Source organism: Ruminococcus difficilis (assembly GCF_016680995.1).
Genome location: NZ_JAEQMG010000179.1, coordinates 1 through 15,553 on the forward strand (window position 1 = coordinate 1; position 15,553 = coordinate 15,553).

At 51.6% G+C, this 15,553-nt stretch carries 10 protein-coding genes and 1 tRNA gene; 7 read left to right on the forward strand and 4 right to left on the reverse strand.

Features of this window, described 5'->3' with window-relative positions:
* On the reverse strand, positions 1-607 hold a 607-nt coding region (locus tag JKK62_RS15925; RefSeq protein ID WP_207752214.1), incomplete at its 3' end, for a DUF6551 family protein.
* A gap of 383 nt (positions 608-990) precedes the next feature.
* Here JKK62_RS15925 and JKK62_RS15930 point away from each other — a divergent pair.
* Positions 991-1,320 (forward strand): hypothetical protein, encoded by a 330-nt coding sequence (locus JKK62_RS15930; RefSeq protein WP_201428781.1) that lies wholly within the window; start codon positions 991-993, stop codon positions 1,318-1,320.
* Between the two features lie 294 nt (positions 1,321-1,614).
* Here JKK62_RS15930 and JKK62_RS15935 read toward each other — a convergent pair.
* From JKK62_RS15935 to JKK62_RS15945, 3 genes are all read right to left on the reverse strand, one after another.
* Positions 1,615-1,691: transfer RNA gene (locus JKK62_RS15935), tRNA-Arg, on the reverse strand.
* A 58-nt stretch (positions 1,692-1,749) separates the two neighbouring features.
* Entirely contained in the window at positions 1,750-3,651 is a 1,902-nt protein-coding gene (abc-f, locus tag JKK62_RS15940) for a ribosomal protection-like ABC-F family protein (protein WP_201428782.1), read from the reverse strand.
* 41 nt (positions 3,652-3,692) lie between these two features.
* Positions 3,693-4,049, reverse strand: a complete 357-nt coding sequence (locus JKK62_RS15945; RefSeq protein WP_201428783.1) for a DUF5658 family protein — start codon at positions 4,047-4,049, stop codon at positions 3,693-3,695.
* 127 nt (positions 4,050-4,176) lie between these two features.
* On the opposite strand from JKK62_RS15945, the gene JKK62_RS15950 reads away from it, so the two are divergent.
* From JKK62_RS15950 to JKK62_RS15975, 6 genes are all read left to right on the forward strand, one after another.
* Entirely contained in the window at positions 4,177-4,878 is a 702-nt protein-coding gene (locus tag JKK62_RS15950) for an ABC transporter ATP-binding protein (RefSeq protein WP_201428784.1), read from the forward strand.
* Positions 4,879-4,912: 34 nt separating this feature from the next.
* A complete protein-coding gene (locus tag JKK62_RS15955) occupies positions 4,913-8,473 on the forward strand; it encodes an FtsX-like permease family protein (protein ID WP_201428785.1) in 3,561 nt (1,186 codons plus the stop codon).
* A gap of 127 nt (positions 8,474-8,600) precedes the next feature.
* On the forward strand, positions 8,601-11,615 hold the full coding sequence (locus JKK62_RS15960) for a fibronectin type III domain-containing protein (protein WP_201428786.1): 3,015 nt from the start codon (positions 8,601-8,603) through the stop codon (positions 11,613-11,615).
* A gap of 18 nt (positions 11,616-11,633) precedes the next feature.
* A complete protein-coding gene (locus JKK62_RS15965; protein WP_201428787.1) occupies positions 11,634-13,061 on the forward strand; it encodes an MBOAT family O-acyltransferase in 1,428 nt (475 codons plus the stop codon).
* A gap of 14 nt (positions 13,062-13,075) precedes the next feature.
* On the forward strand, positions 13,076-14,473 hold the full coding sequence (locus tag JKK62_RS15970; protein WP_201428788.1) for an alginate O-acetyltransferase AlgX-related protein: 1,398 nt from the start codon (positions 13,076-13,078) through the stop codon (positions 14,471-14,473).
* Positions 14,474-14,488: 15 nt separating this feature from the next.
* Positions 14,489-15,505 (forward strand): resuscitation-promoting factor, encoded by a 1,017-nt coding sequence (locus JKK62_RS15975; protein WP_201428789.1) that lies wholly within the window; start codon positions 14,489-14,491, stop codon positions 15,503-15,505.
* Positions 15,506-15,553 lie beyond the last annotated feature (48 nt).

Consider the following 15,553-nt stretch of genomic DNA (forward strand, 5'->3'; position numbering starts at 1 on the left):
TTCCGATCTCCTCAGCATAACCCATGGCTCCGTTGTTTCGTTCCTTAGCTGTACGGGTGATTTCTTTGATGGATACACACCCTAATTTTGACTGAAACAGAGCGTCCTTCAGTTTATCCTGATATGCGACGACCATCATAGCGATACCTTTTAATATGCCGGCAGCCAGAGAACTCGCTTCGCCTTCCCACGTACCGACACAGAGCTTCAATGTCCGGTCAAGAACATGAAAACCGTAGTTCTCATAGATAAACTGCAAGGTGCTTATAGCGCAGATAACACAGTATCCTTTTGTAGGTCCGATTTTCAGATTGTAGGATTCAACAAGCTCCTTTATCGTCAGCTGCTCATTGTTCTGCGCCTCAATGTTCGCCTTGAAAATATCATAAGGCGTCAACTGACGAACAAACCGCTGTTGATTTGCGAAGGTGTCTGCTTCTTCGAGATAATCCATATCATCATAGATCATACACCACACAGGCGTGTCCCGCGACCCTGAAACAGCCGCGACCGTTTCTATTGTATGCTGACCGTTGAACACATAGTTGATCCCGTTCCTGCGGCTTACCTTTACCGGATTGACCTGCCGGATATCGAAATTCTTCACGGTTTTTGTCACGTGCTGCTGTGACAAAAGGCGCTGATAGTCTTGGTTTGATACCAATGCCTTGATCGGGATAAGTTCAAACCTGACATCAGGAACAAACGGATTCTTTTCTTAACCACAGACTCTTATGGGAGTATGTCAAACCCTGTAACAAGCCGTTCGATTATAATCCGAGAGGCAGAGTCGATTATAACTCAAAGGGCACGGCGATCATCTATATGAATCCGCATATTGAAGATACATATATAAGCGAAATCAAGGCTGAATTTGAAATCGAGTCTGATCCGGTGATCCGATATGATCACAGCGAGCATTATAAATGCTATCTTGATAAATAAAGGTTGTATCCCTATCCTAAAGCGAGCAGGAGGATCAAGTAATAAATGAGCGTACAAATCGGACCTTTCTTCTACATAAAGAATAAGCTTATCCACAACACCTGCTCCCTCGAAAAAGGGCGCCGGCAAGCGGATAAGCTTGACAATTCTTACAGTCACGAACAGCTATGGGATGATCATATCCGGTTCGGCGAATACATCGACTATCCCCGCGGGCGTGTCGTATGGGATATTACCAATAACCGCGCGATTATCTATATTGACAGGTGCATAAACAAACCGGAAATAATATCAAAAATAAAAGTAACATTTGAATTGCAGAATTATACAGTTGCGTATGATGACCACTACCGCTGCCGGAACTGCGTTGAATAGATATTAAAAAAATATAAAATGGATTCAAGAAAGGAAATACAATATATTTTTGGGGGCTGATCCACTATAAATCTATCGACCGCATATACCTTCAAATCGACCGCATAAGCTCTTAAATCGACCGCATATACCCAAAAATGAAAACGCCCTGTTCGCCAAGGAAGTCAAATCCTCGGCAAACAGGGCTGTTTTGTGTTTGTTTTGTATGAGGGTTAATCCGGCAACCCTCAAAAATCCGCATAAACACTAAGGTGAGCAACTTTAATACATTGTATCAAAATTGCTCACCTAAGATGGCCCGCCCGAAGGGATTTGAACCCCCGATCTCCGGAATCGGAATCCGTTGCGTTATCCAGCTGCGCCACGGGCGGATATTGCGCGGATTTACCGCGCTTAAATTATTATACACTATTTTGAAAACTTAGTCAATCATTCAGACAATTCTTCCCAGATTTCGTAAAGACTTTCCTGCTGTGCCTGCAGCTCCTCGAGCTTGTTTGTCAGCTCAATCAGCTTTTCATAATCAGAGGTGACGCTTTCGTCGCCGAGATGAGTCTGGATTTCCTTCATCTGAGCGTCAAGGCTTTCGATTTCCTCCTCGGTCTTGCGCAGCTTTGTGCGGCGTTTGCGTTCCTCGCTTTGACGCTGCTTGTTGAGAAAATATTCATTCTGGGGCTTTTCCTTTTTCTCGGCGGCCTTCTCCTGAGCTTCGCTTTCCTTTGCAGCCTTTATGCGCTCGAGGCAGTAGTCGTAGTTGCCGAGGTATTCCTTCATTCCGTCCTGTGTAAGAACGAGAACCCTGTCGGCGAGCTTGTTAATGAAATATCGGTCGTGGCTGATTATGAGCAGAGTGCCGCTGTATTCGGCGAGCGTTTTTTCAAGCTCCTCGCGTGAGGCGGCGTCAAGGTGGTTTGTCGGCTCGTCGAGCAGGAGAAAGTTGCTGCCCTGAAGCATCAGCTTGAGCAGAGAAATCCTCGCTCTTTCGCCGCCGCTCATCTTTGACAGCGGCTTGAACACCTCGTCGCCCTTGAACAGGAAAGATGCAAGCGCAGAGCGCACCTCGGTCTGCGTCATATTCGGGAACCTGTCCCACACCTCGTCAATTGCGGTTTTGCTCAGGTCGAGATTTTGCTGCAGCTGGTCAAAGTATCCTGTCATCACATTCGCGCCGAGGTCAAATTCACCTCTGTCCTGCGGCATTCTTCCGTTGAGAATGCGGAAAAGCGTGGTCTTGCCGCAGCCGTTTGCGCCGAGAATAAATACTCTTTCGCCCTTGCGGATATGTATGTTCACATCTCTGAACAGCTGCTTCTCGCCGAAGGATTTAGCGAGATTGCGGCATATAAGCACATCGTTTCCGCTCTCGAACTTCGGCTCAAAGCGCATACGCATTGTTTCCAACTCGCTTTCGGGTGTGACGAGCTGCGCCTTGATGCGGTCGGCTTCCTTCTGACGGGAGGCGGCGGTGATGAAGTTCCTCTCACGTCCCCAGCGGCGCTGTTGCTCAACAATGCCCTCGATACGCCTGATTTCCTTCATGTCGTTTTCGTATTTATTTTTCAGAGCCTCGTTGAAGGCTTCTTTTTTGCGGATAAATTCCGTGTACGCGCCCTTGTAGCACATGATTTTTCCGTGCTCAAGCTCGATCGTCTTGTTCGTGACGTTGTCGAGGAAGTAACGGTCGTGGCTGATAATAATCATCGAGCCCTTGAAATCTCTCAGGAAGTCCTCGAGCCAGCCGACAGCCTTGATGTCGAGGTGGTTGGTCGGCTCGTCGAGGAGAAGCAGGTTGCTGCGCGAGAGCAGGAGCTTTGCGAGGCTTAGCTTTGAGCGCTGACCGCCGCTGAGGTTGCCGACGGGCATAGTGAAGTCGTCCTCAGAGAAGCCCAGCCCGAGAAGCGCCGAGCGCGTGCGGCTCTTGTAGGTAAGACCTCCCTGAGCTTCATATTCCTCAATCAGCCTTGTCTGACGTTCCACGAGCGCGTCGAGGTTGCCTTCACCGGCGTCGATCGACGCTGTTACGGCGGCGATTTCGTCCTCGGTTTCGCTCAGATAGTCAAAAACAGACAGCAGCTCGTGAAAGATATCCATTCGCGGGTTGTTGCAGGCGTGCTGCTCCATGTAACCGACGCGCACGCTTTTTTCAAAGGCGATAACGCCTTCGTTCGGATCGATTTCTCCGTTTAGGGCGCGGAAGAGAGTGGTTTTTCCGACGCCGTTAGCCCCGATAAAGCCCACCTTGTCGTGAGTCTCCACATCAAAGGACACGTCGGAAAACAGCGTTCGCTCTACAAAGCTGACGCTGAGATTTCGCACCGATAATGCGGGCATATAATCACTCCCTTATTTGCATACTATTTTTATATTGTAGCCTAAAATCCCGAAAAGAGCAAGACAAAATTAAAAATATGCCAGAGATTAACGAGAGAATAGGCAATAATGCCGATAATTATCAGCACGTTTGCGAATTTATTCTCCGCTTCACCCGTCAGCTTAAAGAGCACTCCGCATAGGACTATCAGCGCCAGCGGAATCACGCCTTTAATCAGCAGGGTAGACCCGAATCCGCTGAGTACGGGCTGCATAATCGGGTTAGCCTCGGTAAATCTTCCGCTTCCGATAAGCGCCTCCGTGCATATCCAGTCGATCAGATTGAGCAGATACAGAAGTCCGAGTTTTGTGTAAAACGAAACTCCGCTTTTTTGCCGTGCCGCGGTCTTATCTGTCATAGTAATCACTCCTTGGGTTTATCATTCGCTCCGTTTGGTTTTTTATTCGCAGAACAGAATATTTGAATATTGAAAATGGATATGAATTATGATATAAATATACTATAAAACAGTAGGAGTTATCATTATGTCGCTTGTGGAGTTCAGAGACGTTTATAAACGCTACCAAATGGGAGAAATCACGATCAACGCCGTCGACGGCATATCATTTTCGGTTGAGGAAGGCGAATTTGCCGTTGTCGTAGGCGCGTCGGGCGCGGGAAAAACCACTGTGCTCAATATCCTCGGCGGAATGGACAGCTGCACCGAGGGCGAAATCATCGTCGGCGGCCGAAACGTCAGCCGTCTCAGCGACAGACAGCTTATTGAGTACCGCCGCTACGACATCGGATTTGTATTCCAGTTCTACAACCTTGTCCACAACCTGACTGCAAAGGAGAATGTCGAGCTTGCAGCCCAGATTTGCCGCGACCCGATGGACAGCGAAAAGGCGCTCGAGAGCGTCGGTCTGCTCGAACGAAAGGACAATTTCCCGGCGCAGCTCTCGGGCGGCGAACAGCAGCGAGTCAGTATCGCACGCGCGCTCGCAAAGAATCCCAAGCTGCTGCTCTGTGACGAGCCTACAGGCGCGCTCGATTACAACACGGGCAGACAGATTCTCGCGCTGCTGCAGGATACCTGCCACAGGCAGAAGATGACCGTCATGCTGATTACCCACAACAACGCGATAACTCCGATGGCTGACCATGTAATAGAGATGAAAAGCGGCAAAATCGTCCGCGATGTATATAATGAAAACCCGAAATCCATAGACGAGATCGAATGGTAATACATTAAAAATATTCCGGAAAGGAGGCGGCAGTATGACACGGGCGTTGATCAGGAACACATTCAGAGAGATAATCGGCACAAAGGCGCGTTTTTTCTCGATTATGGCGATCATAGCGCTCGGCGTCGGCTTTTTCACGGGCATCAAGGCGACAAGCCCTTCTATGTACAATCTCGCCGAGAATTATTATCGTGAAAAGAGCCTGATGGATTTCCGCCTTGTTTCCACAACCGGCTTTACCGAGGACGATGTGAAGGCTGTTTCCGCGGTCGAAGGCGTTCAGAGCGTAATGCCGTCATACTTCTTTGACCTTATGACCGCCGCTGACGAGGGCGGCGATTTGGTTCGCCTGATAGCCGTGCCCGAAGATTATCTCAAAAACCCGTCGCTCAACGATATTGTAATCAACGAGGGCAGAGAAATCAAAAGGAGCGGCGAGATCATCACCGAGAGCGTTGCGTTTGCTAACGCGAAGCATCAGCTCGGCGGCAAAGTCCGTTTCGCGCCGATGGCAGGCGACAGCAAGGTCACTGATATGCTGAACAACACCGAGTATACCATTGTCGGTAAGGCTGAGTCGCCGCTGTATATATCCTATCAGCGCGGCATCTCCCAGATCGGCAACGGCAAGATCGACGAGTATATGTACGTGTCCGCCGAGGATTTCAAGATCGACCGATATACAGAGCTGTATGTCAAGGCTGACTACTCCGACGGCGTTTCCGCGTTTTCAGATGAATATATTGAAAAGACCGACGAGCTTCAGGAGAAGCTTGAGCAGGCGGCGTCCGAGCGCGAGGAGGCGTTTCAGGTCGAGGTCATCGATAAGGCAAAGTCAGACCTGGCCGACGCGAAGGAGAAGTACAACTCAGAGAAGAGCGACGCCGACAAAAAGCTCAGCGACGCTGAAAAGCAGATTCGTGAAGGTGAAGCGGAGTACGACGAAAAGATAGCCGACGCAGAGCGGCAGCTTAAGGACGCTCAGGAAAAAATCGCGGACGGCGAAAATGAGCTTGCCGCGGGAGAATACGCTTATTACACCAAAATCAGCGCCGCGGATAAGCAGCTGGACGAAAAACGCGCAGAGCTCAGTGACGCGGAGAATAAGTATAAATCCTCGCTTGCAGAGGCGCAGGAGAAAATTGCTTCCGCTCAGGCTCAGATAGACAGCGGCAGAGCACAGCTCGAGGCAGGACAGGCAGAGCTTGAGAGCAAGGCGGAGCTGTTCGCGTTTTTGGAGAAGGCACAGCAGGCAGTTGAAACGGTAAACGAGGCGATAAGCAGACTGCAGGAACTGGGACTTCACGAAAAACTTACCGGGATTATCGACGGCACAAAAACCATAATCGACGATCTTACAAAAGAGAAAAAGCTCACACCAGAAGAAGCGCAAAAGCTGCGCGACGCTCTCGACAAGGCGCAGGAAATTATCGACGGCGCACAGACGCTGACCGATCAGGTTCAGGCGATACTTGAGAAGGCGGACGAAGTGCTCTCGGGTCTGAATGAGGAATACCGCAATGCCGAAGCGCTGCTCGAGCAGATGAAGCAGAAGCTCGACGACGCTCAGGCGGAGCTCGACAAGCAGGCGGCTGAGGGTCAGGCACAGCTTGACGCGGCAAAGGCTCAGATAGACAGCGGCAAGGCACAGCTCAGCGCAGCATCGGCGGAGCTTGAAAGCCAGCGAGCGAGCGGACTTGCGAAGCTCCAAAACGCGCGCTATTCATTGCAGCTTGCAAAGACTGAGTACGCAAACGGCGTATCTGAGTTTGAAGCCGAAAAGCAAAGCGGCCGCGAGAAGCTCGACGACGCGAAGGCAGAGTATAATAAGAACAAAAGCGAAGCGGATAAGAAGTTCGCCGATGCAAAGAAGCAGATAGACGAAGCGCAGGAGAAGGTCGACAGCCTCAGTCCGTCGCAGTGGTATGTATTTAACCGTGACGATAACCCCGGATATTCAACATTCTCGCAGAACGCCGACAGGCTCGACGCGGTCGCGTCTGTTTTTCCGCTGTTCTTCCTTCTGGTTGCGGTTCTCGTCTGCGTGACGACAATGACCCGCTTGATTGAGGAAAAGCGCACCGAGATCGCGACGCTGAAGGCGCTCGGTTACTCAAACGGCTCGATTATTCTTAAATATGTAATATATTCCATGCTCGCCGCCGTATCTGGAAGCATCGTCGGCATTGCCGCGGGAGTGCTGACGCTGCCGTTTATCATCTTCAATGCCTATAAAATAATGTATTACATCGGCGATATCACGCTGGTGCTCAATATTCCCGCGATCGTGCTAGGAATGCTCGCCGCGGTAGTAACAACCACCGCTGTTTCGGTTATAGTCTGTGCAAAGTCCCTGCACCTCAAGCCCGCGCAGGCAATGCGCCCGAAGGCTCCGAAGCCGGGCAAGCGCATTTTGCTCGAATATTTCACTCCGCTCTGGAAGCGCATGGGCTTTACCGCAAAGCTGACCGCGCGAAATCTTTTCCGCTACAAAATCCGCATGTGCATGACAGTTCTCGGTGTCGCGGGCTGTACTGCGTTGATTGTCGCGGCGTTCGGTCTGCTCAACAGCTTCGATCCGCTGACCGAGGTGCAGTTCGGCGAGATTTACAAGTACGACGTCATTGTCGCGCCAAAGGACAGCGGCACCGCTGAAGATCTGGAGCATCTTGAGGAGCTTTCCGACAATACGGGCTGCGCGACAGGAAACCTTCTGGTTTCACAGAGCGACGTCACAGTCGGTTACGGCGGCAAGGAAAACAGCGAATCGACCTACCTCTGGACGATGTCTGATCCGCAGAATTTTGATAATATGGTTTCTATCCGTACCAGGAAGGATCACACTCCGCTGCCTTTGGATAACAACGGTATTATGGTAAACGAAAAGCTCGCGTCTATCCTCGGCTTTTCGGTCGGCGATACGATCACCCTCAAGATAGGGGATAAGACCGCCGAGGCTAAGGTCAGCGGAATCTTCGAGCAGTATATCTATAACTACCTCTATCTCACGCCGGATTATTACCGTCAGCTCTTCGGAACGGAACCGAAATACAACCTGATGATCACCAGTCTTACCGACAAGAGCGACGAAATCCAGAACAAGTTCAGCTCCGAGCTGCTTGCGGACGACAGAGTGACCGCCGTTTCGTTTATGGGCGCGAATATCTGGGACTTCAAGAATATGCTCAACTCACTCAACATGGTGGTCGTCGTGATGATCGTATGCGCGGCGGGACTCGCATTTGTCGTGCTCTACAATCTGACGAATATCAATATCGCCGAGCGTGTGCGCGAGATTGCGACCTTCAAGGTTCTCGGTTTCTATAATAAAGAGACCTCGCGTTTTATATATAAGGAAAACCTCATACTGACGGTTCTGGGAATACTCGCGGGACTTCTGCTCGGTATTCTGCTGACAGGCTTCATTATCCGCACGGTAGAGGTCGACAATATCATGTTCGGCAGAGATATCTATTTTACGACCTATCTTTACGCTTCGGGACTGACGCTGCTGTTCTCTCTGATAGTAAACGCAGTCATGAGCTTTAAGATAAAAGCTGTCGACATGGTAACCAGTCTGAAAAGCGTTGAATAAGAAAAAACTTCACACGAGGGTTATTTCCTGTTGAAAATGTATATTTCTTGTTGAAATATGGAGAATTATGTGTTATTATATAATTTAGGTTTTTATATCTCAGAACAGATAACAGGGAGGAAATGATATGAAAAAACCGATTGTTGCGTTTTTCGCGGCACTCATAGCGATATCCGCGTCGGGTTTTGCCGTATCCGCAGCACAGACTGACAGCGGCATGAACGTCGCCGAAGCCTCTCAGCAGGCGCAGGCTTCATATCCCGTTGTGACGGATTTTTATAATACCGCCGACGGAACAGAGGTCAGCTGGAAGGCTTATCCGAACGCCGCGCGTTACGGACTGTTTGTATGGAACGGCGATAGCTGGAAGGGCATTGCCACTACCTCAGGGCTCAGCCTGACCCACAAGGGACTGAAGAGTGGAGAGGTTTACCGCTATACCGTCCGCGCTATCGGCAGCGACGGCGAATTCTGCAGCGATTTCAACCGCGACGGCTTTGAGAACACCTTTATCGCGCCGCCTGAGATGACGGCTGTACGCAACTCTGAGAAGGGCGTTTTCCTTGAGTGGACGAGCCGCAAGGGTGCCGAGAACTACCGCGTATACCGCAAGTCTGGCAATTCGGGATGGACAAGGCTAACCGATACCGCCGCAAACTTTTTCACCGATGAATCGGCAGTATCTGGCACGACATACAGCTATACCGTCCGCTGCATCACCGCCGACGGCAGCGAGTGGACGAGCTACTACACCGACGGCAAGTCCGTTCGCTACATCAAAGCGCCCGTGATTACCGATTTCGCGAATACCGCCACAGGTACGCGCATTTACTGGGACAAGTGCGGCGGCGCGTCAAAGTACCGTGTGTTTTATCTTGACCGCGACAATGTCTGGAGAGGTCTCGGAAGTACCTCGTCCAACAGTTTCACGAGCGAGGATCTGCTCTCGGGCGAGAGCTACACCTACACCGTGCGCTGCCTTGACAGCGACGGAAACTACATCAGCGATTATGACCACGAGGGCAAGAGCTACCTCTTCCTGACAACTCCGAAGATCACCTCTCTCAATCCCGTCACCGAGGGAGTAGAGGTCAACTGGGGAAGTCTTGCGGGCGCTGTAAACTACCGCGTTTACCGCAAAACAGCCGACACCGACTGGCGCAGGGTAGGCGATACCACAGCCACGACCCTCGTTGACAGGAACGCTCCTTCGGGCGTACAGGTAAGCTACACCGTACGCGCGATCACCGCCGACGGCAGCGACTGGACGAGCTACTTCAACAGCGGCAAGTCTATCACCTATATCAAAACTCCCGTGATCACAGGCTTCTACAATACCGCAAACGGCACCGAGATCATGTGGGACAAGTGCGGCGGCGCGGCAAAGTACCGCGTGTTTGTCCTTGAAAACGGAAGCTGGAAGGGTCTCGGCAACACGACCTCCGAGAGCTTTGTGAATAAAAATGTAAAGTCAGGCGAGAGCTACACCTACACTGTGCGCTGCCTTGACAAAAACGGCGACTTTATCAGCGCTTATGATAAGGACGGCAAGAGCTTTATTTTCCTCACTCCGCCCGTAATCAGCAGTCTTGACGTTACCGAAAACGGTGTTGTGATCAAGTGGAACGCCGACAAGAACGCGGAGAATTTCCGCATTTACCGCAAGACCGGCGGCTCCGACTGGAGCAAGCTTGCGGATACCGATTCGAGAACTTACACCGACAGAACCGCAGCGTCCGGCAAGGAGTATTCCTACACAGTCCGCTGCATAACCGCGGACGGCAGCGAGTGGACGAGCTACTACAACAGCGGAAAGTCCGTCATGTTCGTCAAAACTCCTCAGGTCAAGTCCTTTGAGAACGTTTCCGAAGGCGCGAAGCTCAGCTGGGACAAGTGCGACGGCGCGTACAAGTACGGCGTTTTCTATCTTGACGGCGAGAACGGCTGGAAGGGCATCAGCTCAACCACCGATACATATTTTATCGACAAGACCGTCAAAAACGGCGAGACCAGAACCTACACCGTCCGCTGCCTTGACAAAGCTAGCAACTTCATCAGCCCGTTCAACAGGACAGGCTGGACAAACCGCTATTTCGCGCCGCCTGCTATCTTGAGCGTAAGCAATGCGGTCAAGGGAAATAATATCAAGTGGAACGCTGTTGACGGCGCCGCGGGTTACCGTCTTTACAGACGCACAATAAGCTCCGGCTGGGCAAGACTTTTTGATTCTACCCCCGAAACCTCCTACAATGATCTGACAGCCGAGAAGAACAACGCCTACGCCTACACTCTCCGCCTTGTCAATGAAAAGGGCGAGCTTATCAGCTCCTACATTGACGATACAAAGTTCTACTACAACGGCGCTGTCGCTAACGGCACGCTTTCGATCAACGGCAAGTCATATGTATTTGTCAACGGCAAAATCCGTCAGGGCTATGTAAAAATCGGCAATGACACATATTACTATAATTCCGACGGCGTAATGCTGAAGGATTGCCTTGTCGGTTCATCAGCCGAGGGCTTCCGTTACGCCGGCAAGGACGGCAAGATCGATTTCAACTTTACAGGCGTTACAAAGAACTCCTACGGTTACTGGTACCTCGAAAAAGGTACTCTCGACTTCACGATAAGAACCGGCGTGACCTACGGCGGCTATGACTGGAACGTCGAAAACGGCAGAGCCACGAAGGTCACCACCGAGAAGGACAAGACCTATCACCGCGCTTTCCTTCTCCTTGACAAGGTCTGCGACAGAAACATGAGCAAGAGCGATAAGCTCTGGAAGATGTTCCGCTATATCCAGAATGCCTACACCGAGTTGAACCCCAGAATCCCGCACTATCACGGCGACGGCTGGGAGGTTCTCTACGCCAACGATATGCTCGTCTACGGCAAGGGCAACTGCATCAGCTATGGCTCCGAGTTCGCCTTCCTCGCAAAGGCTATCGGCTATGACAACTGCTACGCCTGCCACAGCGGCGGTCACGGCTGGGCAGAGATCGAGGGTAAGGTCTACGATCCCGAGTGGGGCAGACACTTCTTTGACCACACCTATTTCGGCATCGACTACTACAACAATCCTACCAGCGTGAATTACACCGTAATCAAGGGCGGCGCTGCATGGATGCACGTCAAGATCTAGTCGGAAGGAATATCTTAAATGGTTTTTAGTTCACTCGTTTTTCTCAGCGTGTTTCTGCCCGCGGTGTTTCTCCTCTACACGGTGATACCCTCGCTCAAGGTCAGAAATATCCTGCTTATTCTCGCGAGTCTCGCGTTTTACGCCTACGGCGAGCCTGTATATGTGCTCCTGATGCTTTTCAGCTCGGTGCTCAATTACCTGTGCGCGCGGTGGGTGGAGCATAATCCCCAAAAGAAAAGCAAGGCGGCGCTTGTCACGGCGATTGTCGTCAACCTCGGCATTCTCGCCGTGTTTAAGTACACGGGAATGTTTGTCACCACCTTCAACTCCCTTACAGGCTTGCAGGTGCCCGTTCCCGAAATCGCGCTGCCGATCGGCATCTCGTTCTTCACCTTCCAGGCGCTGTCCTACGTCATCGACGTATACCGCGGCGCTGTTGAGGTTCAGAAGAACTATCTCAACATCTTACTCTACATAACCTTCTTCCCGCAGCTTATCGCGGGTCCCATCGTAAAGTACCGCGATATCAACCGTCAGATCACCGACCGACACCAGGATATCGGGAAGATCGCGCGCGGTCTGCGGCGTTTTATCTGCGGTTTGGCAAAGAAGGTATTCATCGCAAACACCATGGGTCAGGTCGCCGACGTTTTGTTCGCGCAGGACGTGAGCACTCTCGCTCTGCCTTCCGCGTGGCTCGGCGCGGCAGCCTACCTGTTCCAGATTTACTACGATTTCTCGGGCTATTCGGATATGGCTATCGGCCTCGGTCTGATGTTCGGCTTCGAGTTCAAGGAAAACTTCATGTATCCCTACGGTGCAGTGAGCATTCAGGACTTCTGGAGACGCTGGCACATTTCGCTCTCCACATGGTTCAAGGAGTACCTCTATTTTCCGCTCGGCGGCAACCGCAAGGGTAAAGCGCGCACCGCGCTCAACCGCCTGATCGTATTTTTCTGCACAGGCCTCTGGCACGGCGCAAACTGGACGTTTGTCCTCTGGGGACTCTGGCACGGCTTGTTCCTCCTGCTTGAGGAATACGTTCCGGTCATGCGCAGGCTCCCGAAGGTGCTTGGCCACATCTATACAATGCTGGTCGTAATACTCGGCTTTGTCCTTTTCCGCGCGGACACGATTTCCTACGGCTTCGCCTATATCGGCAGAATGTTCGCGGGATTCGACTTTTCTCCGTCCGCTCTCAGTGTCGCGCTCACACAGCTCACACCCTGGTTCCTCGTCATGCTGGTCGTTGCAATCATCGGCTGCGCGCCTATCCGTCCGCTGGCTGACAAGATCCGCGCCAATGTTTACGGCGGCGCTGAGCTTTCAAAGGCATGGAAGGGCGTACAGGCTGCTCTGTATGTTCTCGCCGCGGCAGGTCTTGTCTGGTGTATGCTCCGCCTTTCCTCGGGCGCGTACAACCCGTTCATCTACTTCAGATTTTAGAAAGGCGGCGTGACATGAAAAGAATTTTACTTATAATCTTCACCGTGTTCTGCGTCGCTGTTTGCGCTGTACCGTCGGTCGGAATGATTTTCCGCCCGACAGACAAGCCGATAGGCAACGAGCGCCAGTCCGCCGCTCCGACGGTCACAAACAAGGACGGCAGCTTCAATTTCAGCTACTTTACTCAGCTCGGCGGCTATTATGAAAAGCACTTCGCTTTCCGTCCCGAGATGATACAGGCTGACGCTATGATTCAGTCGAAGGGCTTCTTCACTTCTAACATCAACACCGTTCTCGTTGGCAATAACGACTGGCTGTACTACACCTCGAGCATCGACGATTACCTCGGCAAAAACACCCTTTCCGATAAAGAAATCAACGGCGTTGTAAATAACCTCAAGCTGATCCAGCGTTACTCCGAATCAAACGGCGCTCATTTCCTGTTTACGGTCGCGCCGAACAAGAACACGCTCTATCCCGATAATATGCCCTATACCTACAGCGCGAAGGTGTCCGATACCCATAACAGGGATTTGCTCCATTCCGCGCTCAAGGACAGCGGCGTGAACTACTGCAACCTCTTTGAGCCTCTGTCCGAACAGAGCGAAACGCTCTATTTCGCGCGTGATTCCCACTGGAACAACAAGGGCGCTCTGCTCGCGTACAACACGGCGCTTGACACACTGCAGAAGCCTCACGACGATTATTCCGCCGCCGAGGTAACGCGCAAGAAGGACTTTACGGGCGACCTCAGCAAGATGCTCTATCCCGTATCTTCCGAGCCGGAGTACAATTACTACTACGGCGCTGAGGAAAAGTACACATACACCACAGATACCAAGTCCGTCGAGGATACCCTGATTCAGACGACAAACCCGAACGCTTCGGGCGCTCTCTATATGTACCGCGACTCGTTCGGAAACGCGCTTGTACCGTTTTTCGCGTCCGCTTACGGCAATGCGACCTTCACAAAGGCGTTCCCGATGAATATCCGTCAGGATATTGCAGCAAACAAGCCCGATACCTTTGTCATGGAGCTTGTCGAGCGCAACATCAAGTGGCTGATCACAATGCCGCCGATGCTGCCCGCGCCCGAGCTGAGCTACTATAAAGCCTCGGGTACGGTTGAGGGCAAGGTGAATGTAAGTGTTAAGCCCTGCGATTACGCCGCGGAATACACTCAGATTTCCGCTCTTATTGACAGCGCGGATTTAAGCGGCAGCGAGGAATACAATATCACCGTCAAAGATCAAAGCGGAACGGAAAAGACCTTTGAGGCGTTTTCCTATAAATCCGAGGACGGCGAAGGTTGCCTTGCGTATCTGCCTTCCGAGAGCTTCCCGGCGGACAGCTCGTACGAAATCAAATTAATGGTAAAAAACAAGGACGGCTTCTTTGAGCTTCGTTCTTGATAGGAGGAATATATAATGAAAAGATTAACAACTGCCGCGCTGGCGGTACTGACCGTTCTGGTAATGGTATTTTCACTCACGGCATGCGGAGGAAAGGCCGTTACTTTGACTGTTCACGACAAGGACGCCAAGACCGAGGTTGAGGCTAACGTCGGAATGACCGTTTCACAGGTTCTCGAAAAGGCTGAGATCAAGCTCGGCGAGAAGGACGAAACCGAACCCGCCAAGGACGAGAAAATCGCCGAGGATATAAAGGAAATCACCGTTAAGCGCTACGCCAAGGTAACCGTCAAGCTCGGCGATGAGTCGAGAGAGATCGAGATGACAGGCGGTACTGTTGCCGACGCCATCAAGAAGTCAGGACTTAACACCGACGGCTGCGAGCCCGACATCGACAAGGACAAGTACCTCGAGGACGGCATGGTTATCAACATGGTAAAGGGCACAAAGGTCACACTTACCGTTGACGGCAAGACAAACGACGTAGCTACCAAGGCAAAGACCGTTGAGGACTTCCTCAAGGAGCAGAAGGTTACTCTCGGTGCGGACGACGAGGTCAGCGAGAAGCTCACCGCCGAAATCAAGGACGGCATGAAGATCGTCGTTAAGCGCGTTGAGTACAAGACCGAGGAAAAGACCGAGAAGATCGAGTACAAGACCGTAGAGAAGGAAAGCGACAGCCTCGAAGCCGGCAAGGAAGAGGTTACCCAGGAGGGTAAGGACGGCGAAAAGACCGTTACCTACAAGGTCAAGTACGTAGATGGCAAGGAGGACAGCCGCGAGAAGGTAGAGGAGAAGGTCACCAAGGAAGCGGTTGATAAGGTTGTCACACGCGGCACCAAGGCAGAGTCCTCTCAGCAGGAGCAGCCCCAGCAGTCACAGCAGCAGGAACAGCCTCAGCAGTCACAGCAGGAGCAGCCCGCGGGCAAGACCGTTGTCAGCAAGGAGAACTTCCCCGATTGCGACGGTTCGGGTCACGGCTACTACGAGATCCACTACTCCGACGGTTCCGTTGAGTACCAGCAATATTAATAACCATCAAGCCGGCAGCTTTCTGTCGGCTTTTGTTTTACATTTTTT

Bases quoted from the DNA above. Each gene is read 5' to 3' on its own strand.
- JKK62_RS15955 (WP_201428785.1), top strand. From the start codon at position 4,913: ATGACACGGGCGTTGATCAGGAACACATTCAGAGAGATAATCGGCACA.
- JKK62_RS15960 (WP_201428786.1), top strand. From the start codon at position 8,601: ATGAAAAAACCGATTGTTGCGTTTTTCGCGGCACTCATAGCGATATCC.
- JKK62_RS15945 (WP_201428783.1), bottom strand. From the start codon at position 4,049: ATGACAGATAAGACCGCGGCACGGCAAAAAAGCGGAGTTTCGTTTTAC.
- JKK62_RS15970 (WP_201428788.1), top strand. From the start codon at position 13,076: ATGAAAAGAATTTTACTTATAATCTTCACCGTGTTCTGCGTCGCTGTT.
- JKK62_RS15950 (WP_201428784.1), top strand. From the start codon at position 4,177: ATGTCGCTTGTGGAGTTCAGAGACGTTTATAAACGCTACCAAATGGGA.
- abc-f (WP_201428782.1), bottom strand. From the start codon at position 3,651: ATGCCCGCATTATCGGTGCGAAATCTCAGCGTCAGCTTTGTAGAGCGA.
- JKK62_RS15975 (WP_201428789.1), top strand. From the start codon at position 14,489: ATGAAAAGATTAACAACTGCCGCGCTGGCGGTACTGACCGTTCTGGTA.
- JKK62_RS15930 (WP_201428781.1), top strand. From the start codon at position 991: ATGAGCGTACAAATCGGACCTTTCTTCTACATAAAGAATAAGCTTATC.
- JKK62_RS15965 (WP_201428787.1), top strand. From the start codon at position 11,634: ATGGTTTTTAGTTCACTCGTTTTTCTCAGCGTGTTTCTGCCCGCGGTG.